This window comes from Petrimonas sulfuriphila (genome assembly GCA_038561985.1).
GTDB lineage: Bacteria > Bacteroidota > Bacteroidia > Bacteroidales > Dysgonomonadaceae > Petrimonas > Petrimonas sulfuriphila.
Map to the genome: position 1 here is coordinate 2,769,832 of CP073276.1, position 20,342 is coordinate 2,790,173.

At 44.2% G+C, this 20,342-nt stretch carries 21 protein-coding genes and 1 tRNA gene; 4 read left to right on the forward strand and 18 right to left on the reverse strand.

Translation table 11 applies throughout. The annotated features are described in order from the left end of the window. Nucleotides 1-57 precede the first annotated feature (57 nt). The 5 genes from KCV26_11685 to KCV26_11705 all read right to left on the reverse strand — a co-directional run bounded on the left by KCV26_11685 (nt 58) and on the right by KCV26_11705 (nt 5,636). Nucleotides 58-2,178 carry a tetratricopeptide repeat protein gene (locus KCV26_11685; GenBank protein WZX35960.1) on the reverse strand — a complete coding sequence of 707 codons (2,121 nt, stop codon included), beginning with the start codon at nt 2,176-2,178 and terminating at the stop codon, nt 58-60. 13 nt (nt 2,179-2,191) lie between these two features. Then, a complete protein-coding gene (locus KCV26_11690) occupies nt 2,192-2,851 on the reverse strand; it encodes a hypothetical protein (protein WZX35961.1) in 660 nt (219 codons plus the stop codon). A 50-nt stretch (nt 2,852-2,901) separates the two neighbouring features. Then, on the reverse strand, nt 2,902-3,663 hold the full coding sequence (locus tag KCV26_11695) for a hypothetical protein (GenBank protein WZX35962.1): 762 nt from the start codon (nt 3,661-3,663) through the stop codon (nt 2,902-2,904). A gap of 87 nt (nt 3,664-3,750) precedes the next feature. Then, on the reverse strand, nt 3,751-4,227 hold the full coding sequence (locus KCV26_11700; protein ID WZX38387.1) for an OmpA family protein: 477 nt from the start codon (nt 4,225-4,227) through the stop codon (nt 3,751-3,753). Between the two features lie 824 nt (nt 4,228-5,051). After that, nucleotides 5,052-5,636: a YIP1 family protein gene (locus tag KCV26_11705; GenBank protein WZX35963.1), complete on the reverse strand. Its 585-nt coding sequence runs from the start codon at nt 5,634-5,636 to the stop codon at nt 5,052-5,054. A 202-nt stretch (nt 5,637-5,838) separates the two neighbouring features. On the opposite strand from KCV26_11705, the gene KCV26_11710 reads away from it, so the two are divergent. Further along, nucleotides 5,839-7,761, forward strand: coding sequence for a sensor histidine kinase (locus tag KCV26_11710; protein WZX35964.1), 1,923 nt, complete (start codon nt 5,839-5,841; stop codon nt 7,759-7,761). A gap of 38 nt (nt 7,762-7,799) precedes the next feature. After that, nucleotides 7,800-8,411, forward strand: coding sequence for a response regulator transcription factor (locus KCV26_11715; GenBank protein WZX35965.1), 612 nt, complete (start codon nt 7,800-7,802; stop codon nt 8,409-8,411). Nucleotides 8,412-8,441: 30 nt separating this feature from the next. Here the strand turns inward: KCV26_11715 and KCV26_11720 are convergent, their stop codons facing one another. From KCV26_11720 to KCV26_11730, 3 genes are all read right to left on the reverse strand, one after another. Further along, a complete protein-coding gene (locus KCV26_11720; protein ID WZX35966.1) occupies nt 8,442-10,445 on the reverse strand; it encodes a glucosamine-6-phosphate deaminase in 2,004 nt (667 codons plus the stop codon). A 101-nt stretch (nt 10,446-10,546) separates the two neighbouring features. Beyond that, on the reverse strand, nt 10,547-11,932 hold the full coding sequence (locus KCV26_11725) for an MFS transporter (protein WZX35967.1): 1,386 nt from the start codon (nt 11,930-11,932) through the stop codon (nt 10,547-10,549). 70 nt (nt 11,933-12,002) lie between these two features. After that, entirely contained in the window at nt 12,003-14,435 is a 2,433-nt protein-coding gene (locus KCV26_11730; GenBank protein ID WZX35968.1) for an endonuclease MutS2, read from the reverse strand. Between the two features lie 128 nt (nt 14,436-14,563). Here KCV26_11730 and KCV26_11735 point away from each other — a divergent pair, with 128 nt between their 5' ends. Next, nucleotides 14,564-15,619 (forward strand): DUF2891 domain-containing protein, encoded by a 1,056-nt coding sequence (locus KCV26_11735; protein ID WZX38388.1) that lies wholly within the window; start codon nt 14,564-14,566, stop codon nt 15,617-15,619. 103 nt (nt 15,620-15,722) lie between these two features. Further along, nucleotides 15,723-15,796: transfer RNA gene (locus KCV26_11740), tRNA-Met, on the forward strand. Nucleotides 15,797-15,962: 166 nt separating this feature from the next. On the opposite strand, the gene KCV26_11745 is transcribed toward KCV26_11740, so the two are convergent. The 10 genes from KCV26_11745 to KCV26_11790 all read right to left on the reverse strand — a co-directional run bounded on the left by KCV26_11745 (nt 15,963) and on the right by KCV26_11790 (nt 20,320). Beyond that, the gene (locus KCV26_11745) at nt 15,963-16,247 is read right to left on the reverse strand and encodes a hypothetical protein (protein ID WZX35969.1); all 285 of its coding nucleotides are present in this window, start codon (nt 16,245-16,247) and stop codon (nt 15,963-15,965) included. 370 nt (nt 16,248-16,617) lie between these two features. Continuing rightward, nucleotides 16,618-16,875, reverse strand: coding sequence for a hypothetical protein (locus KCV26_11750; protein WZX35970.1), 258 nt, complete (start codon nt 16,873-16,875; stop codon nt 16,618-16,620). Between the two features lie 5 nt (nt 16,876-16,880). Then, nucleotides 16,881-17,135, reverse strand: coding sequence for a hypothetical protein (locus KCV26_11755; protein ID WZX35971.1), 255 nt, complete (start codon nt 17,133-17,135; stop codon nt 16,881-16,883). Nucleotides 17,136-17,147: 12 nt separating this feature from the next. Beyond that, nucleotides 17,148-17,324 (reverse strand): hypothetical protein, encoded by a 177-nt coding sequence (locus KCV26_11760; GenBank protein ID WZX35972.1) that lies wholly within the window; start codon nt 17,322-17,324, stop codon nt 17,148-17,150. A gap of 3 nt (nt 17,325-17,327) precedes the next feature. Next, entirely contained in the window at nt 17,328-17,534 is a 207-nt protein-coding gene (locus KCV26_11765) for a hypothetical protein (GenBank protein WZX35973.1), read from the reverse strand. Nucleotides 17,535-17,978: 444 nt separating this feature from the next. Next, nucleotides 17,979-18,737, reverse strand: coding sequence for a hypothetical protein (locus KCV26_11770; GenBank protein ID WZX35974.1), 759 nt, complete (start codon nt 18,735-18,737; stop codon nt 17,979-17,981). A gap of 20 nt (nt 18,738-18,757) precedes the next feature. Then, a complete protein-coding gene (locus KCV26_11775) occupies nt 18,758-18,955 on the reverse strand; it encodes a hypothetical protein (GenBank protein WZX35975.1) in 198 nt (65 codons plus the stop codon). Between the two features lie 210 nt (nt 18,956-19,165). After that, nucleotides 19,166-19,522, reverse strand: coding sequence for a hypothetical protein (locus KCV26_11780; protein ID WZX35976.1), 357 nt, complete (start codon nt 19,520-19,522; stop codon nt 19,166-19,168). A gap of 1 nt (nt 19,523) precedes the next feature. Continuing rightward, nucleotides 19,524-19,808: a hypothetical protein gene (locus tag KCV26_11785; protein WZX35977.1), complete on the reverse strand. Its 285-nt coding sequence runs from the start codon at nt 19,806-19,808 to the stop codon at nt 19,524-19,526. 2 nt (nt 19,809-19,810) lie between these two features. After that, a complete protein-coding gene (locus tag KCV26_11790; protein ID WZX35978.1) occupies nt 19,811-20,320 on the reverse strand; it encodes a terminase small subunit in 510 nt (169 codons plus the stop codon). Nucleotides 20,321-20,342: the final 22 nt, after the last annotated feature.

Genomic DNA, 20,342 nt, shown 5'->3' on the forward strand with positions numbered 1-20,342 from the left:
TTTAAGTTTAGTACTGCATCCATTAAACCACGATCAGATCGTAAGACTGACTACAGGTCAAGGCATCAAATCTCCCAAGCCGGGAGGCGTGAAGTTTGCAGAAGCATCCACCGATGGGCCTCCCTCCAGGGCAAACCGTCCGCTGATCTCCGCTTCGGCCAGTCCCCCCACACCTGCCTTCACACTGCTGGTGAATGCAACATCTTTCACGGCATCTCCCTGTCCGAAGGTGACTTCCATCCCTACATTTGCTTCCACGGTGGCATTGCCCCGGCCATATTCTCCTTTCACGCCCACGCCTCCCCAGATAGAGGTTTCGTGTTTGTTGAAATCGCGCTTGACCGACCAGAGGATACCCTCGCCGCCAGACAGTTTCACATGTTCGCAGCTGAGTTCAAACGATAAGACTCCAATGCCACCTCCTATACCCTTTTCACCCAGCGGACATTCTTTTTTCTCTTTTGCGGGCAGCGTTGGATCTGCAGGTGGTACAGGAGGCTGCGGCGGCTCCGGCTCCACACAGATCATCCCGTTGAGTTGGTTGGCAAGGGGTGGTATTCCAGCAGCAAAACCTGCGGCTATTTTAAGGTGACTGAGCGCGATCATCTCCCGATAGAGATTGTAATACTCGTTGAGGCTGGGCGCATACATCCGTTCAATGATGGGATTGGTAAATGCATATAAATCAGATATCGCCTCTTTTAATGCACCGGAAACAAGCGCGTAATTTTTACAGGCAGCTGAAAAGGAGGACTCCATGTCTCCCTTTTGCATCCTACACATCTTGAACATGAGTAGATCAATCTCATACTGTAACTTCTTTATTTTGGCTTCAACCTGTTTCTGACAATACTCGTTATCACCGCATTTCATTCCTTCTTCAAAGAGGACCTGCATTTGTTCCAGCATCTGCAGATGTTTTTCCTGATCCTGTGCGACCGTGGGCAGATGTTGTTCCATTCTTTTCGCGTTGTTTTCCAACAATTTTGATCCTTCCTGTGCTGCCCGGCCGTAGTTGCTGTTTTCACCAAATAACAGCATGGTGACGTCACTGAATTGCATGAGCTCTTTCGAAAAATCCCGTTGAAAGACCATCGCATTGTCCGGATCTTTCGACGCATGCAACTGCTGATTTCTTATCCGCTCCGAAGCGGAGAGCAGGCGGGACAACAATTGCTGTTCCCGGGCATCCAATTGCGTCAAATAAAGCTTGAGAGACTGCTCCTGGCCTGCCATCATACCCTTGTTCTCATATACGGGTAAATCGGGAATCTCAAGTCCTCCGGTGTCTCCTTTTTCATCCGCCAGCGGACGGGGTGTGCTGGGTTGCTGCTGTGAGGCGGAGGTTGCTTCCTGTGCCTTTGCCATGGCAGCAAAACCAACAGTCGAATATTTTTGTCTCAACGCCTTTCGTAAATACTGCACAGCCTTCGCATGATTGTCTTCGCATTGTGCAATCAGTCCAAGCCCCAGATAGGGGGAGCTCATCCCGGGGGCAGCCATCAACGCTTTTTCGAACATACGTGTGGCATTTGCATTATCGCCGGCTTCACGATAAGCCCAGCCAAGGTTACAAAGAACAAGGCCTATATTGGGTTTTAACTCATTGGCATACTGTAATACCTGAATGGCTTTAGCATATTCGCCCATATCTTTGAGTGCTACACCCAGATTGTTGGCAGTCAGCAGATCGTCCGGGCTTCTTGCTGCACTCCATGCTATGGCATATACAGAGGCAGAACCTGCTCCCGTCATCACAAAAGCCGCTCCCATATCGGCACCGTCTGTCGGCTTTGCCGTCTGTTCCAATATTCGATCCAGTTTCTGCAGATCGCCCGTCTTCGGGCCATAGGCCGTCATCAGCGACCGGGCAAGTTCTACGTACTTTTCACGTGTCAGGGCAGACAACGAGGAGACGTCAACTTTTTCCGGGCAGGGTTCGTTGCTTTTCGTATCGGCCGCTTGCGGATCTTTCTTATTCGTTTGCTTGTCCAATGCATCAAATTGCTTCTCCATTGATGCTCCCCACTGTTCCAGCCGGGTATTTTCCTGTTCGGAGAGTTCCTTTCCCGATTTTGCTTTTTCCAGAATCCGGCTTATGTCATCAGGGATTTGTATTTGGGCGCAGACAGCAAATGCGAATGTCAGCGCCACAAGTAAAAGTAATAATTGTTTCATGGATGAGAAAGCATTATTGCTCGTCGGTGAACCGGATATCCTCGGGTAGTTCAAACTTCTCCTGCGAAGGAGCCGCCTCTTCCACCGATGTCACTTGTAAAGAGGTCTGTATGCCCATTGCCTCTCCCTCCATGCTCATCATCACATTGCCCCACATTACATAATCCATAAAAGTTCCCTTGTCACCCTTCATGCGCATCTCCCGGCACTTGTATCCCAGGAACTCCACTTCGCCGAGATCCTCTATGTTCATTTTCCCCAAAAACTCATCTGTCATTGTTTCCACATCGATACCCATGGGGTTGATTGCCCTTGCTTGGGTATAATGCTCGCCTGTCTTCTCGTTCAGGTCTATCTTCCAGTGGTCTTCACCTTTTATGATCTCCAGGGTGTGTGAGGAATAGTCCTCTCCCATAACCTCCATCGGCACCGTTGTTTCAATCGCTTCCCATTCTCCCCACTTGTCGAAGTAGGTAACTATGTCCATCTTCATTCCCATGGCTTCAGAAGTGGAACGTATGATTCCCTGTTCAAGGGGATATCTTTTCTTCCCGGCCTCAGCCTGCAGTTCTTTCACCGATAATTCCTTCCCGGCGGATTCTTTTCCTTTCTTTTCTCCGGTACAGCTGCCCAATATGAGGGCCACCAATAAAAAGGATAGAAGTTTTTTCATGATTATTTCTTTTAAATGAGTGATTGCTGTCGAGTACTATACCGACAAATTTACTGTTTGACTATCCTGCTTTTCAGCGATCTGTATGTCATTTTTTCTTTGACCAGTGATGCCAGCTTCTCTGCCACCATCAAGGGAACCGCAGTGTCGTCACCGTCTGCTTCCAGGGAAAAAAACACATCCCCCACCTGTCCAGCATAGTAGCTGGAGTAACGCACCTGTTCCTTACCGTCCCACTCTGCCATATAGTTGTAGCTTCCGCCGCCCCCCCACTCCCGGGTTTTGATATCTGCCAGCTTCTGGTCGTAGTTTGGATGTATCCCGCTTTTTATCTTCTCGAGCTTCATATCCAATGCCATCTTCTCCATTTCCGTTCGTCCCCTCACTTCTTCGTTCTGACTGTCTGAATCATACAGAGAAAGGATGACGGTGAAATTGTAACCCTTGCCGTCGTTCCTTCCGGTCAAGGTGTCAAACTGGATTCCCGCAAAAAGAGGATACAAGATACAGCTTGCTTTGCCCAGCGTACGGCAGCCTTCAGGAAGAATCTGGAGCAACTCCGCCGGTACGTCGAACACCAAAACCTGTGAATCTCCGTTATACTGCTGAAGCAAATCACCGGCATCCTGAAAACCTTCCAGCATCTGCTGCAGTTCGGGAGTTTGGTTCAGTTGGTTCATCAAGATGTTCATGTCCGGCAGCAATAAGTTTGGATCATTCGGAGCAACAGCCTTGATTGTATCCCTCACATTTACTGCAAGTGCGTAGGAAAGAATCAACTGACACAGTAATAAAGTGGCAATTTTTTTCATGATGTTTTTTTTAGTTAGAGTTTAACAATTTAACTCCGTTGATTTGTTTCACGATTAGGCAAAATTCAAACAAATTTGATTTTGCTCTCACTGCTTCACAAATTCAACCCTGCGGTTCAATGCTTTGTTAGCCGGTGTATCATTGGGCGCAACGGGGGTGGTTTCACCGGCTCCTTCCGTCTCTATCCGCGATGCGTCTATTCCGAACTTGCTGACCAGCTCGTTCTTTACCGATTGGGCACGGCGTTGCGATAGCTCCAGGTTTTTGGCATCATCTCCATCGCTGTCGGTATGCCCGATAATTTTAACTCTTACCGGTCCATTTTCCTTTAACACATCGGCGATGCTCTTCAGTGTGCCGAACGATTCGGGTTTTACATCCGCCTTGTTCACATCAAAGGTGATGCCGTAGGTGACCAGCTTTCCTTCGGTAATCAGTTTGCTGCGGGTGTCGGGCGATGCTGTGGTGATTTTCAGGTTCGACACGTAGGGTGCACTGTATCGGTCCCATCCCGAGAATCGCATGCGGTTGAACTTCACGTTGGGATAGATGTTGGTGGGCATATCCAACACTTTAGCGTTCTGATGATAGATACGCACCCTGCGTTTCTGTACCCAGAGGATGACGTGATTTTCCTTTTCACGGACAACCGTATTTTTCGTTGCCTGTCCGGTAAGCCAGTCCTGTGTTTCCTTGTAACCCTTGGTATCCCAGCGGTCATATCCCAGATCGACATGTAGCCCTGCTTCACCCGGATATAAATCGTCGTTCATCTCTTTCGGGTCATCTGCATTTTCCTGGTAGAGTGTGAACTGGATTCCGTATTGATATTTTTCATCGGGGATAATGTCGAACTCAACGATAAAGTTATCCGGAAAATCGATCTGACGGGTATAACAGTATACCGCATCTTCCCCGTTCATATGAAACCACTTGCCGGGAGCGATATTCACCGACTTCACCTCACCACTGCCGTTTGTTGTCCAAAGGGCCGGAAAGTCGCCGATAGCATCCTGTGAGAAATCGTCGTAAAAGAGGATCTGATCGCCCGGCACGAAATCGTACTGGCTGGTGCCCGTTAATTTTTGCGAAGTGTTGGCGGCCATATTTTCGCCTTTCTCCTCCGTAACAATGGCACCTTCCTCTTCTTCTTCGTTTGAGGCGGATTTCTTGTTTTTATCCTCTTTCGTCACCGACTCTTCCGCTTTATCCATTGCTTTCTCGGTTACCTCCTCCGCTTTCTGTTCCACGCGTCTCTCTACGGCATTCTTTGCTGCATCTTTTGCCGCATTTCCCAGTTTATTCAGCCATTTTTGTGCATCGGCCTGCGTGTTAAACAACAGGCAAAAACCTAACAGGATAAGTACTTTTTTCATGATCTGTCTATTTAAAAAATGAATCTTGAGGACGAAACGATCAGGGCACCCAGGAGTGCAGAAACGAGGACCGAAACCACTACCACGCAGAGCAGGCTCACGATGAAATAGGTGTTTTTCTTCTCTTCGGGTGTCTTCATCACGGGCGCGATTCCGAGGTAAAGCAGGTAGAGGCCATACAGCCCTCCCAACGTTGCCACAAACGACAAGCTGGGAACCAACAAGAGTATCCCTGCCACGCACATAGGCGTATAGGAGTAGGCGACCAAAGAGAATGCCTTATCGAAATTTTTGATGGACTCAAACTTATCGGCGAGAAAGGCAATGATCCATGCCGACAGGTAAGCTCCTCCTAGTGTAGAGATAAATGAAGTAAATGCGTGACGGATACCGATATTTGCGAAACTCGCATGAATTCCCATCAGGTTGAATCCGAAGATCCCGTACCCGATGAATCCCGCAATAGCAGGGATGAGTGCCAGAGGAATAAGGTAGGCGGTTAATACTTTCAAGTGTGTATCGTTTTTTTCCGATATTACTTCCCATTCTGTTTTGGGATTCAACAAAATGTTTTTTACTTTGCTAATAATTTCCATAAAACACTGATTTTTACTTTTGTTTATTGAAGTATTTTTCTCACGTTATCCGATTCTTAGGATACAAATTTACGGACTGGGAAAAGTAAAAAATAGACCCAAAAGGGAGTTTTTAATTACTGTGAATAAATTTAATTTTGTGTCGGCAATACAATCTACATTTGCTGCTGTCAACGTACTAAAATGCTAATAACTAAACACAATGATCACTTTCAGGAAAAGAAAACCAACGACTATCCTGTTTCTTGGGCTGTACTTGCTTTGCATGAACGGGTTTGCTCAGAATTTAGATAGTTTGGAAAATGTGTTGAACGGCAGTGACCTGTCATCGGAAGAGTTCCTGACGGTATGCGACGACTTAAGCTGGAACTATCTCGACGATAATTTTGAAAAATCAATAAAATACGCTGTGCGGGGTATTGAAAGAGCAAAGTCGGACCAGAACCTGCTTATGGAGGCACGGCTTTACCGAAATTTAGGAGTCGCCTACTACATGAACAGTCAGATGGATACGGCTCAACTGTTTTTAAACAAATCGCTTGAAAAGGCTATCCTCCTGAAAGATGAACAACTGGAAGCTGCCGTTTACGGGGCTATCGGAAATGTGCACAACGTATCGGGGAACTATCAGGAAGCTCTTACCTATTACCTGAAAGCTCTCCCTGTGTTTGAGAAGCATAACAACAAGGAGCGTATACGGTCGCTGCTCGGAAACATTGCTACATTATATTATAGCCTGATAAACTTAAGCCAGGCCGAAAGATACTATTCGGAACTGGAAAAAGAGAGTATAGAGGCCAATGATCTGTATAATATAGGGCGTGCATACGAGGGATTCAGCAGGATAGCCCTTAAACGAAAAGATTTTAAATCATCGTTGGAATATTCTGAAAAGGCGGCAGAAATATTCCACAAGGGAGGGTATAAGGCATCGGAAGCTATTGCGATTCAGGGAATAGCCATGGTTTATTACCTGGATTATAACAATTACCCGAAAGCTAAAGAATACGCACTGAAAGCATTGAATTTAACCCGGGAGATAGGGTATGACACACAGATTGCCGGTTCGTTGAATATCCTGTCGAACATTTATTTTAACGAGAAAGATTACATCAATTGCTTGAAGTCGGCCAGAGAAGCAATAGAAGCAGACACAACGGATGCCAACGTAACCTCAAACCTGTATGCGAACATGGTAAGGGCAGGGATATTTTTAAACCATCACCAGGAAACGTTGCGATACTTCGACAAGTACCGGAAGCTGATCGATACCCGCTCAACGGCAGAGTTTGAGCAGGCAATGGCGGAACTGGAAAAGAAGTACCAGACCGAGAAAAAAGAGCTCAGGATACGCACGCTGGAGAAAGAAAAAAAACTTAATTCCATTATCTTCCTGGTGAGTACGGTTGGGTTGTTTCTCTTTTTGTTGGTATTGTATTTACGCAACAGAACGATAAAAACGAACGAGGAACTTAACAAGCAAAAAATTCTTCAACTCGAACAGGAGAACCAGCTCATCGCCGCGCAAGCCGTACTGAATGGCGAAACTGCAGAGCGTACCCGGCTTGCACGCGACCTTCACGATGGATTGGGAGGGATGCTCTCGGCAGTAAAATTAAATTTATTCGATATGAAGCAGGATGTAATTATTGAAGAGGAAGATGTTTTACGTTTCAACAGAGTGATGGAAATGCTGGACAATTCCATCGGGGAGCTCCGGCGTGTGGCACACAACATGATGCCCGAAGCACTCTCGCGCTATGGGCTTAAGACAGCCTTGAGCGACTTCTGTAAAAACTTCAGAAACGTAAAATTTCATTACTTCGGTGCAGAACAGCGGGTTGAAAAGAAGCTCGAAACGGTTATTTATCGTGCTGCAAACGAGTTGATAAATAACGCTTTAAGACACGCTGGGGCAAGTGTTGTAAATGTGCAGTTGGTATGTGGCACTGATCTGATCTCACTCAATGTCCAGGATGATGGCAAGGGGTTCGATACGGCCGCCGAGACCTCGGGTACGGGTCTGAACAATATCCGGACACGTGTTGCTGCAGTAAACGGAACCATGAACATCCACTCTTCTCCGGGTGAGGGGACCGAGGTGGATGTGGAGATAAAGATATAGTTAAGCAGGGTAGGCAAGCAAAGACAAAAACGAGCAAAATGATAACCGTTCATATCGTTGATGACCATAAAATCCTGGTAGAGGGGTTGCAAAAGTTGGTGGATAATTCCGGATTTGCCCAGACCACGGCCGTGAGTTATACCGGAGAAGATTGCCTGTGGAAATTAAGTTTCAAACAACCGCATGTCATCTTGCTGGATATCAATCTTCCCGATTGGAGTGGCATTGACCTGTGCAGCGTAATAAAAGAGAAATATCCGCAGGTGAAAATAGTAGCGCTCACCAGTTATTCGGAATATTCTATCGTGCGGCAAATGCTTGAAAACGGAGCTTCGGGCTATGTCATTAAAAATGCCATGCCCGAAGAAATTCTGTTGGGTATTCAAACAGTAGCTGACAACGAAACTTTTTTGTGTGAAGAAATTGACTTTCTGATGAACAAACGCTCCGTGGAACAGGTTTGGCTGACTCCACGGGAAAAGATACTGTTGCAACATATCGTGAATGGATATACCAATCCTGAAATTGCAGAACAGATGCTCCTTGCCGTGGATACCATCAATAACTACCGGAAGAAACTCTTATGTAAGCTTAACGCCCGAAACACAGCCGTCCTGGTACGAATAGCCCTGGAACAAAAACTGGTATGATCAGTTTTGTGCTGTAGATCCCTTGTCCGTTTAATGGTTTTCGATGTTTTCCCGAAAAGGCTTGTATTCCACGAATGCCTCAATGGCTTCATAGGAGGCCAATCCGAGCTTGTCGTACATGTTGGCCGTTGCCCGGTTACGCTCTTCAGAACGTTGCCAGAACAACCGCTCGTCATCCCCGAGGAACGGAGCGCTTTCCATTTGCGATTGATGGCGCAGGATAGCATTTCTTTTCTGGCGTAACTCTTCGGGAGAGATTGGAACGGCCATCTCGATATGGTCGATTTCCCATTCCATCCAGGCACCCCGGTACATCCAAACGCGGCAATCCTTGTACCACTCATCATCCTTCATCAAATCGATGGAGGCCAGAATAGCATCCAGACATACTTTGTGGGTTCCGTGCGGATCGGCGAGGTCGCCGGCAACATAGATTTGATGCGGTTTGATGCTTTCAATAAAGTCCTTGACGATTATCACGTCTCTTTCCGAAATGGGGTCTTTTTTTACCCTTCCTGTTTCGTAAAAGGGCAAGTCGAGAAAATGTACATGGCTGTGTGGTAACCCCACGTATCTGTCTGCAGAGCGAGCTTCTTCACGGCGAATCCTTCCTTTGAGAAAACGAACTTCAGGTGTGTCTATATCGTCTACCCCTTTTTCGTGGAAGAGATGGTGTAATATGTTCGATAACTTGCTAAGAGCGGTAGAGTTGGTCGGTTCGAACTCTTTGATGAGATTTTTGAAGACCGATAAATACCGGATAACCTCTTCGTCGCCAACGGCAATGTTTCCAGAAGTCTGGTAAGCAACATGCACGTCGTGCCCTTGATTCACTAACCGCTGAAAGGTCCCACCCATAGAAATCACATCATCATCGGGGTGAGGGCTGAAGATGATCACGCGTTTGGGATACGGTTTTGCTCTTTCCGGACGGTTGGAATCGTCGGCATTGGGTTTCCCGCCTGGCCAGCCGGTGATGGTGTGTTGCAGGTCGTTGAATATTTTTATGTTGACGTTGTACGCAGAACCGTAAAGGGTGATGAGTTCGCTTAGCCCGTTATCGTTGTAGTCCTTGTTGGTGAGTTTCAAAATGGGTTTGTTCACAATGCCGCACAACCAAACGATCGCTCTGCGGATAAGTTTGCTTGTCCATTCACAATTGGTTACAAGCCAAGGCTGGCTGATACGGGTCAGGTCGCTGGCTGCAGCCAGATCGATATAAACATCTGCTTCCGGATGCGTTTGCAAAACTGACGCAGGCGTCGATTCCGTTACGCTTCCTTCCACCATTTGTTTGATGCTTTCTGCTTTTTGCTCGCCCCAGGCAATCAGTGCAATTCTCTTTGCTCGCATCATATCCGCAATACCCATAGTGATAGCGCTGACGGGCACTTTGTCCAGTGATTCGTAGCTGGAAGCTATGTCTCGTCGCGAGTCTCCGTCGAGCATCACCAGGCGGGTTTGTGAATGGAGGTTGCTACCCGGCATGTTAAAGCCGATGTTTCCCTTGCTTCCCAATCCCAGCAGCAAATAATCCAATCCCCCCAATTGATGCAATGCCTGTTCGTACTCCTCACACTTTTCCGCGATGAGGTCCTTTTCGATTGTGGCATCGATCGAGTAGATGTTCCCGGGGTCTATGTCGATGTGGTTCAAAAAAGAGTCCTTGATGAACTGTAAATTAGTAAGGGATGGTTCGGAAACCGGATAGAACTCGTAAATGTTAAATACCACCAGGTTGTTGAAGCTCACCCCTTCTTCTTTATGCAGCCTGATCAGTTCTTCATATACCTGAATGGGTGAAGATCCTCCGGATACGCCGAGGGTAAACTGTTTTCCCTCCGCCTGATGTTTTTGCAGGTTTTTTACAATGCCGCTGGCTACTTTTTTTGCAGCACGATCCGATTTTTCAAAAATGTGAATCGGGATTTTTTCGAAGCGGCTGAGCGTGTATTCCTCAAAATCGTTTTCCGGTTTATAATACCGTTGAGGTATTCTTTCGAGTGTAATGTAAGAACTTAAATCTAATCGCATGACATGATTTTTATAAAGAATTTCCATTGACAAAAATAGACAAAATAGGCAATTAAAGCAAAGTAATTATTAAATATTGATCAATAAGTAATAAAGTAAATTTATTGCTTCACAAGTTCAAGCTTCCTATCCAGGTGCTTAACTACCCTGGAATAGATAAAGAGGGCAACCGCAGAAATGGCTCCAATTCCTACAAAAACGTACCAGATATAATGTGCGTGCTCTGTTGCCGCAGAATAGGCTGCCTTGTCGAGTATGCCTTCGGCACTGGTAAACAGGCGTGGATCGGGGCAATATTTTTCCAGCAGGAATCCCGATATTCCAAAAGCAAACAAGTAGGAGAAGAATGAATGCAGGTGGCTGAATCCCAGGTATAATCCCTCTTCGCCTTTGGGTGCTTGCAGCGAAAAATACTCCAAATAGCGAGGTGAAATAAAACATTCGGCCAACGCCTGCATGGCAATACCGATAATCATCATGAATGCAACGGGATGCATCCCCAGGATATATGCATCTCCTATGTGGTTCCCAAAAGACATGACCAACGCTGAAAGCGGGATAATAAACATGCCTGTCATCATCGAAGTGATGGCGTTTCTTTTTTTCATCATGGAGGTAATAAAATTAACGCTTATAAATACCACCAGTGGATTCACATTGGCATACCATCCCGGTGTAGCACCATCGCCCACCAGTCGTATGACGTATTTCGGCATTGTAGAGTACATTTGGCTTTGGATCATCCAAAAACCGCTTATGATCAGGATAAGGATCATCAATCTTCCGTTTGTCAGCACCTTGCCCATCGATTGCAAAAGCTCCTGCATTTTCTTTCCCTGACCCTCGGTATGCGCCGATTTGTAAAAGAAGAACACGGCAATCAGTGCTAAAAATGTCATGGAAGCGGAAAAGTAATTGAGGTAGACCAGGCCTTCATCCCCCATACTTCTTCGTAGAGGGTCGACCACGGTCTTACCCAAAAATGCCCCGATATTCACCATCATATAAAAAATGGCATATCCCCGGGCGCGATTTTCCGTAGTGGTTTCACGAGCCACGGTTCCCGATATTACTGCCTTTATGAAAGCGCCACCGATCACGATAAAAACAAGAATCGGGATAATCGACCATTGGTGTAGGCTTCCGATTAATCCCGAATAGGTGGTGGTCATTCCGTAATGTACCAACCCTGCGCTCTGCAATATTGTGGGAACTAGGCCCAGTCCACCGTAACCGATGGTTAAGAAGGTAAATGCCAGAATGATGGAATTACGAAAACCTATTTTGTCGGCAACGGCACCGGTAAAGGTTGGGAGTAAATACAAAAAAGCGGAATATATCCCGGAAATGATGCCTGCTTGCACATCGGAGAAACCCCAGACGTTGGACAGGTATAGAGTGATTACAATAAATACGGCGTAAAATGCCAGACGTTCAAGTAGTTCTACAAAGTTCGCGACCCAAAAAGGTTTTGAAAATTTCAGCATAAGAGTATGTTTTATCTGTTAATTTAATGCGCAAAGAGTTGTTTTTCGTGCAAAGATAAAACAATAATGTTTAATCCAAATCAATTACTGTGATTCCGGCACCGCCAAATTGAACATGCTCATCCTGAAAATGGGCGACACCCGCTACCGTTTTCAGGTATTCCCGGATGATTTGTCGCAATGCGCCGGTGCCTGTTCCGTGGAGAATGCGTACCCGTGAAATGCTTAGCTGAATAGCATCGTCAATAAAGTACATCACGGCTTGAAGCGCTTCGTCACCACGCATTCCGCGCACGTCGATATCCTGCTTGAAACTGAGCTTGCGGTCGTGCAGCAGATCACGCGTGTTGGACGATTTATTCTCTTTGACCCGCTGATTGCCGTTTACTTTTTCCAGTTTTTCCAGATCGACTGTGGATTTGATTACTCCAAAGGCAACGATCGCTTTTTTTCCCTGTATCTCCAGGATTTCTCCGGTAACGGTCTGTCCTTTCATGCGAACGGTATCGCCAGTGACGATTGGCGTTTTGAGGTTGGTGTTTTGAGGTTGAGTTACGGGTTTTTGTTTGACTTTCTTTCGGATCGGCTTCACTTCCTGGAGAGTGTCGGAGGAGGTTGTTATGTTTTCCCGGAATTCTGTGAGCGATTGACGCACCCGTTTGGTCTTTTCCTTGTCTGCCTGTGCTTCCTTGATCTGGCGTATGGTGCTTTCAATTTTTGCATTACTCTCAGCTATAAGCCGTTCAGCCTGCTGTTTTGCTTCGGCCAATATTTCTTTTTTCTTCCGGTTTATTTCCTCCATTTCGGATTCGTATTTTTCCGAAATCTCGTTAAGCCGGTTGCGTTCGCGGCGAACCTCTTCGCGTTTACGCTCCCAGTAACGGCGGTCACGGGAAATGTCCTGCAAATATTTATCCATGTTGATGTAATCGCTGCCGACAATTTCGGAGGCTTGGGCGATTACATCGTCGGGAAGTCCGATCTTGCGGGCAATCTCTACAGCGAAGGAGCTTCCAGGGTTTCCGATGGAAAGCTGGAAGAGCGGCTGCATTTCATGTCTGTCGTAAAGCATGGCTCCATTGATGACCCCTTCATTTTCGTTGGCAAAATGTTTTAGGTTCTGGTAGTGGGTGGTGATGACCCCAAAAGCGTTCTTTTGGTTAAACCGATCCAACAGCGATTCGGCAAGGGCTGCTCCAATTTGTGGCTCCGTGCCGCTGCCAAATTCGTCGATCAGTAAGAGAGAATGCTTACTGCAGTTTTTCACGAAGAACTTCATGTTCTGCAGGTGGGAGCTGTATGTGGAGAGATCATTCTCGATGGACTGCTCGTCGCCTATATCAATAAAAATATCGCTGAACAAGCCCACTTGTGAATTTTCCCGTAACGGAACCAACAAGCCGCATTGAACCATATATTGCAGTAGTCCTACGGTTTTCAGACAAACCGATTTTCCTCCGGCATTGGGCCCCGAGATCACCAGTATCCGGCTGTCCTCTTCGAGCGTTATGTCGAGCGGTACCACTTTGCGGTTTTGCTTTTTCAGCGAAAGAAAAAGAAGCGGATGAACCGCTTGTACCCAGTCGATAATGAGCCTGTTTTCGAAGTTGGGTTTCAATGCGTTTAGCTGCAGCGCAAATTTGGCTTTGGCGCGGATGAAATCTATTTGTGCCAGGAATTCGTAGGACTGCAGCAAGTCGGGTAGAAAAGGGCGGAGGTAATCCGTAAACTCGGTGAGGATGCGGATGATCTCGCGACGTTCGTCGCTTTCCAGCTCACGGATGCGGTTGTTGGCCTCTACCACCTCCGAAGGTTCTATATAAACGGTTTTCCCTGAGGCCGACTCGTCGTGGACAATTCCTTTTATTTTTCGCTTGAAAGCCGGATTTACGGGGATAACCAACCTTCCGTCGCGCATGCTGGGAGTGATGTCTTTGTCCACAAAGCCCTCGGCCTGTGCTTTGCGTAATATCGAATTCAGGCTTCGAGAGATGCTGTTGAGCGTCGAGGTGATTTCCCTGCGGATATTGCTTAGTTGGGGAGATGCATGATCCCTTATTTGTCCGAACTCATCGATGATCCGCTCGGCTTTTTTGCTTATTTCCGACGATACAAACACTTCTTTTGCCAGCAACATCAAGTGGGGATAACGTTCCGCTTTCTCTTCATCGTTTTTAAAAAACGTTACGATGGAAGTTATCGTTAACATCGATTTAAGAAGCTCCGACAAAGCGTTTTGATCAATCCACGACCCGGCAACACGTATGCGATGGAGAACCGGGCGCACATCGTAAAAGTTGTCCGAAGGAAAAGAGTCTTCCTCCTGTAAGATATGCACAAACTCATCGGTTTGCGATAGTTGTACGTCAATCTCTTCAAAAACGGAAGAAAACTGCATTTCTTCTACCTTCTCTTTGCCCAGTGGACTGAGGCAATGTTGTTCTAGCAGTTGTCTTATCTTGAAAAACTCTATTTTTTGTTCGAAATTTTCGGGATAAATCACGGTTAGTTTTGGAATTGGGATTTGCGATTTCGGATTTGGTGCAAAATTACTCTTTTTAGCCGATATTATTCCTATCTTTGAATGGATAAATCAGAAATTTTATGAAACCGTTGTCCTCCATTTTGTTTATCAACCTTTTTTTAAGCATGGTGCTGTCACCTCTCTTTTCGCAAAAAAATCCGGATCTCACCGATGAAACAGCGCTTAAATTATCTGCCCTGCCCCTCGGTTGTATCGATCGGGAATATCCCAACAAACCGGGACATACCTACGGTTCGGCCGATGAGGTAGGTCTTTCGCCCAAGGCACTGCATCCTGTTTTTTACGGGTGTTTTGACTGGCACAGTAGTGTTCACGGGCATTGGATGTTGATCCGCTTACTGAAGACCAAACCCGGTATTGCGAGCAAAAATGAAATCATCACCTTGTTGAATAACTCCTTTGATAAAGCAGCGGTTGAAGTTGAGAAGGAGTATTTCCTCAAGTACGAGACAGGTAAAGGATTTGAACGAACCTACGGTTGGGCGTGGCTGCTGAAACTCGATGAAGAACTGGCGTCGTGGGACAATCCGGCTGCCAGGCAATGGCACGAAAACCTTCAGCCGCTTACCGGGCAAATTGTGGAGCTGTGGAGGGAGTATCTGCCCAAGCAGACCTATCCGAACAGAACAGGAGTGCATCCGAATTCAGCTTTTGCACTGGGTTTTGCCATAGATTGGGCAAGGGAGAACGGAAATAAGGAGTTTGAAAAAGAGTTGATCGGTAAATCGCTCGATTTTTACGGAAAAGACACGGAGACCCCGGCACACCTGGAGCCGGACGGCGCCGATTTTTTCTCACCCAGCCTGGAAATTGCTGATCTAATGAGGAGAATTCTTTCCCGGGACGATTTTGAAAAGTGGCTGGTTGCCTTTTATACACAAAAAGGGATCGATAACATCAGTCAGATTCCTGTGGTAAGCGATTTGGATGATTATCAGACGGTTCATCTGGTTGGACTGTCGTTTTCTCGGGCGTGGTGCATGAAAGGAATCGCCAAATCATTATCCGAAGGGCATCCGTTGAAGCTGCATTTCGAAGAAACCGCCCAGAAACTATTGGACCATGCTCTTCCGCTTGTTTTTGACGGGAACTACGGCGGAGAACATTGGCTGGCATCGTTTGCGCTGATGGCATTGGAATAAAAAATAATATTTTGTCGGGTTTTATTGTTTTAGGGTTGCAAAATTAAAATATTTAAACTACTTTTGCACCTCGAATTTGGAATCATTTTCGGAAAGACATGTTGGCGAGATAGCTCAGTTGGTTAGAGCGCATGATTCATAATCATGAGGTCGGGGGATCATGCCCCCCTCTCGCTACAGCTTATTAATCAAACACTTATCGATTATTTCGGTGAGTGTTTTTTTCTTTAAGGGTAAACAATGGGTAAACAAGAACTCACAAATACTGTTTTTATGGACTTTATTTTATCTAACAGATAACCTTATTTTTTTAATCAAATGCTGGTATTTCAAATTGCACCTTTTAATTGGTGAAACGATGATATTGAAATTTTATTTTATGTTTATTTAGAAAGTCGCTAAACAAATCTAATCCCTCACTTTTTGAATATAGCTTCTTCATTTCCACAATTAAGGCTTCATCGGTATCCAGTTTCATCGCTTTTTTAAGTAAATCCGCTTTAACTTCAATGATCCGCTCTTCATCGTATCCTCCACCCAAATCATAAGAACTCAGGGTTAAAAGATCGTTTTCTAACTCTAAAAAAATCACACGACTGATTTCGTGCTTGTCTCTGTAAATTTCCATTTGGACTATAAAGATAGTGAAAAATCTACAAAGGCAGAATTCTGCCCATTTAAACATCGGAATTCCGATAATAAAAAACCGTCCTGTGAGAACGGTCTTAACTTACCTGTAACTTGCCTGATTCACGTCCTTATTTAAAGCTGTATGTCGCTGGTTTGATAGTAGTGTTCACTAAGAGTGAAACAAACGCCTGAACCGCCTCAAGAGACGTGAAACTATGGTTGCAAACTTCAAATTTACCATCTTTTTGCTTAACAGGCAAAACATCTTTGTGGTGCTTAATTTCTCCACTATCGTTAATGACAGTGTAATTTAATGTAACATTTTTCATAATCGATAAAGCAGTTTTGCGACTTGCTTAGGTCGGTTCTTAGTTAATTGATAAAATTTGTTCCGGTCTGTATTCGCACAAAATTGTAATAATTTCCATATCGGTAAACTCAATCTTTTTTGCTTTCGGGTCGAGTTCCGGTATCCATGAAAATACTATTGTTCCATCAGATTGCACTCCACGAAGCAACCCACGCCGTTTGTGAGTGGCTGTCTCAATTTCCACTATTCGTGTCTGTCTGCTCGCCTTACGGCTTTCCATAAGGGTTTTTACTCTGTTGATGATACCTTCTTCCATATTGTTTAGATATTAGGGCTTTCTTCTGCAATTCTGTATTCAATTGCCCGGATAACCATATTGGCGGTTTGTGTCCTGGCTTCGTTAATAATATCAGTAATGGCGTCTAATTCGCCTTGCTCGCCTTTTTCTGTGTACATTGCCACGTGTTCGCTTCTGACTAATTCGAGGGCGTCTAAAAGCATCGCATAGGCTTTAAAATAGTTTCTCGTTTGGGGTGAGATACCCGCTTTTTCCATTCTTGAAAGACAAGTTTCCATTTGTGTAAATTTTTATTGAGTTAATAATTTAGTGTAATCGTTGAGAGAGAACGGCTCCTTACGTAAATCGACCGTTTTTGAGGGTTCGTTTCCTACTTGGTGTACAACCCTTAAATTTTCAATGTCAAATACCACCGATCCGGTCGGTGTGGTTGTGGTGATTTTGTTTTGTTCAAATACTGTTTCCATGATCTAATTTTTAAAAATTAATACATTGTCGCTCTCAGGATCTTCTTCAAACTCGTTTAGGATGTCCTCTGCTCCAGATAGAACATAAGCGATTGTAGCCAATCTATCAGAAACATTTAAACTTTTGCTCTCCGCTAAGTCAAACAAGGCATTTCTTACCATCTTGATAGTTTCGGTTGCCATTAAAAAACGATCTACTGCTGTTTTCATATCTGTAAATTTTAATTGTTATTCGCGACAAATATAACGGTTATAATTCACATAATAAATTGATAATAAGACAGTTGGTCGCCAATAGCGACCAACAAACTATCTAAACAGCTGAAAGTGAATAACATGAATAAAAAACAGAAAAATTAAACTTTATATTTATTTAACATAAGTCGCTTATAATGACCATTTTAAGGTCGCTCTGAACGACCGGAAAATTAGTACCACATTTAGTACCACATTTTTATAACTGATTGATAATCAATATAGATTGTTGTCCACATAGGACAATAATATCAAATGATTATGTATTTTACATAAATGTGGCACTGTAGGTGGTACCAATTTATGGGAATCACGGTAATTTTCCTCCCTTTTCGGGCTTGTATATTCGGGGCCAAACTTCATAACAGGGAGAGGCAAATGCGCCCCTCTCCACTCATTTTAATAACTTCCGGCCAGCAGATCCTTAATAAACTTGTTTGAAGCTGTCTGAGTGCCTCCTATGGCTCCCTGCTGTGGATTCGGAATCACTACATCAAACTCACGTTCTTTAAAGGGTGCGTTTCCTGTCTTAACAAAATAGTCAGTTGGTATCACATTCCCATCTTCACCATATTCAAGCATATATTCCAGTTGCCCCTGAATGAATAGCTTCACCCCAAAGGCCGGGTTTATGCTCAAATAGCTTCCGACCTCATTCATCGCATCGGCCAGCTTTTGAACGGATTCAAACCGCTTGATCTGGTCGGGTGATTCGGCGTAGACTTTGAATGATTCAATAATGGATTCCTCCACTCCATCCCGGATTACTACCTTTCCCTTTTGAATTTCAAAACTACCATTGTAAATGAAGCCGGGCAAATGGCTGTTACCTCTTAGGATTGTATCAACAATACCATCAATAGCTGGTATTTCAATCATCTCCTTTTTGATCGGCAAGCCCTTGAAATCTTCGGCAATCCTGCTTCTTACAAATTCAATAATATAGCCCTCATTCGGCTTCGGTCTTTTTGGCGGGATGCTATAAATATCTGGAATGATCATATTCCCCAGTTCTTCAATAGTAACCGGATCCTTCCCTTTGATGATCTTTGTAACTTCGTTGAAGATCGTTTGTAGATCTGTCAATGATACCTTCAGGTAATTGATCTGCTTAGCTGCTTCACTTTCGTAAAACTTCACCAGTATTTTTTCTTCCATAATTTTCGCTGTTAATAGGTTTACTCTTTGTTAATGTCCTTCATAAGCTGTATGAAATCAGCCTCATCTTTATCAGCCTTCTTTTTCGCCAGCTCTTCCGGATCTTCTGCGGATTCCTTTTTACTCGCTTCCTCTGTTTTGGCGAGAAGTGCATCAAACTTCTCCGACTGTTTCTCTACAAGGTCTAAAAGCCTCTCTGCTCTGTCTTCTGTGCTCATAATTTTTTAATTTTGAAATTTATAATTAAACATAATGATAGTTATAAGGAAACCCTAATTTATCAAACGTCTGATAATCAGATTAATATTTTTTTACTTTACAAACTGTCAATTTTTAACAATTCACCGATAGTGGAAAAATGTTTAAAAAACTGCTTATTTTGTTTGTTTTGCATCCGTTTTTAGTCTTTTTGGCGTTAAAATGATAATCTATTGATTTTTGTTTTCTTTATTGTGTCCTTCTAATTTTAGGGATACATCAATTAAAAATTGCTGCTCTTCTTCACTTAATCTATCAATGTCCTGGCTGTATTTAAAATCGCTTTCTTGTGGCAATTCTCCACCGAAAAGATATTTGAGAATACTCCGTTTATTTTCGTTCGTGAGCGGTATATGTTTATCCGGTTCATCGATTTTTAAGTCTATTTCTTCCAGTCGCTGAATTTCTTCCGGGGTGAGAGTGCCATCTAAACTATTATCGTTTTGATTACCATAAATAGAGTGGAGCTCTCCCAATAGGATATAACCTCGCTTCAATGATTTTCTAAATATTTGCTTTGTTTTCATATCAATCACAATTTTCCATCATTACCCTTAAAAAAAAGTTTTCTTTGATTTTTCCCAATAGATCCGGCATCAATTGGAAGTCAATATATCCGCTTCTAAGAGATTTTAACAGCTGTCGTTTATCGTTCATCGTTAACTTTACCTCAACTTCACCAAACAACTCAATGTCTCCGGAATGGTCGGCTATCTCCCTCGTTAGGTAGTTTAATTCAGTAATGTTGAAGGTTCCTGTTTTCAACCCTGAAATAATGATCTTCTTATCCTTTGCTAAAATTCTTTGTTTCATAATCATTCAGTCATTTTTGCAATTAATGAATTTACTTGTTCATCTGTCAAACTGTCAAAATCTATTTTCTGCTCAATCTTAGTAGGTGCATCAAATCCTAATATTTTACTGATACTATCTAAAGATTTTTGTTTGTCATAGAATTTTATTTTTACTTCATTTCCGTATTTCGTCTCCCTCGTTACTACTTCCTGAATACAGTCTTTAATTTCCTTTGGGAGTTCTTTGTAGGACTTTAAGGTCATCCATCCCTCCCGGATCATACTTGTATCACTAAACGCAATCTTTTTATGTTCTTTCAAAACTTTTAAGGCTGTGATACCTGCTGTTTTCTCCAGGTCGGCCTGTAATGTTTGTATAAACTTTTGAATTTCAACATTTTTCAACAACCTACTGCCACTTGAATAGGCTGTTTTCTCTGAATACCCGGCTCTTAGTGCAGCTTGTGTAGCATTCAAATCTATCACATACTCATAGCAAAATTTTTCTTGTCTAGCTGTCAACTTATTCATATACACTTATTTAAAAATACTC

Coding starts and splice junctions, on each gene's coding strand:
- KCV26_11760 (WZX35972.1), bottom strand. CDS start 17,324: ATGGAAACAGTATTTGAACAAAACAAAATCACCACAACCACACCGACC.
- KCV26_11750 (WZX35970.1), bottom strand. CDS start 16,875: ATGGAAGAAGGTATCATCAACAGAGTAAAAACCCTTATGGAAAGCCGT.
- KCV26_11710 (WZX35964.1), top strand. CDS start 5,839: ATGATCACTTTCAGGAAAAGAAAACCAACGACTATCCTGTTTCTTGGG.
- KCV26_11690 (WZX35961.1), bottom strand. CDS start 2,851: ATGAAAAAACTTCTATCCTTTTTATTGGTGGCCCTCATATTGGGCAGC.
- KCV26_11695 (WZX35962.1), bottom strand. CDS start 3,663: ATGAAAAAAATTGCCACTTTATTACTGTGTCAGTTGATTCTTTCCTAC.
- KCV26_11685 (WZX35960.1), bottom strand. CDS start 2,178: ATGAAACAATTATTACTTTTACTTGTGGCGCTGACATTCGCATTTGCT.
- KCV26_11790 (WZX35978.1), bottom strand. CDS start 20,320: ATGAATAAGTTGACAGCTAGACAAGAAAAATTTTGCTATGAGTATGTG.
- KCV26_11745 (WZX35969.1), bottom strand. CDS start 16,247: ATGGAAATTTACAGAGACAAGCACGAAATCAGTCGTGTGATTTTTTTA.
- KCV26_11765 (WZX35973.1), bottom strand. CDS start 17,534: ATGAAAACAGCAGTAGATCGTTTTTTAATGGCAACCGAAACTATCAAG.
- KCV26_11720 (WZX35966.1), bottom strand. CDS start 10,445: ATGCGATTAGATTTAAGTTCTTACATTACACTCGAAAGAATACCTCAA.
- KCV26_11700 (WZX38387.1), bottom strand. CDS start 4,227: ATGCCCACCAACATCTATCCCAACGTGAAGTTCAACCGCATGCGATTC.
- KCV26_11780 (WZX35976.1), bottom strand. CDS start 19,522: ATGAAAACAAAGCAAATATTTAGAAAATCATTGAAGCGAGGTTATATC.
- KCV26_11775 (WZX35975.1), bottom strand. CDS start 18,955: ATGAGCACAGAAGACAGAGCAGAGAGGCTTTTAGACCTTGTAGAGAAA.
- KCV26_11755 (WZX35971.1), bottom strand. CDS start 17,135: ATGGAAACTTGTCTTTCAAGAATGGAAAAAGCGGGTATCTCACCCCAA.
- KCV26_11705 (WZX35963.1), bottom strand. CDS start 5,636: ATGGAAATTATTAGCAAAGTAAAAAACATTTTGTTGAATCCCAAAACA.
- KCV26_11785 (WZX35977.1), bottom strand. CDS start 19,808: ATGAAACAAAGAATTTTAGCAAAGGATAAGAAGATCATTATTTCAGGG.
- KCV26_11770 (WZX35974.1), bottom strand. CDS start 18,737: ATGGAAGAAAAAATACTGGTGAAGTTTTACGAAAGTGAAGCAGCTAAG.
- KCV26_11715 (WZX35965.1), top strand. CDS start 7,800: ATGATAACCGTTCATATCGTTGATGACCATAAAATCCTGGTAGAGGGG.
- KCV26_11725 (WZX35967.1), bottom strand. CDS start 11,932: ATGCTGAAATTTTCAAAACCTTTTTGGGTCGCGAACTTTGTAGAACTA.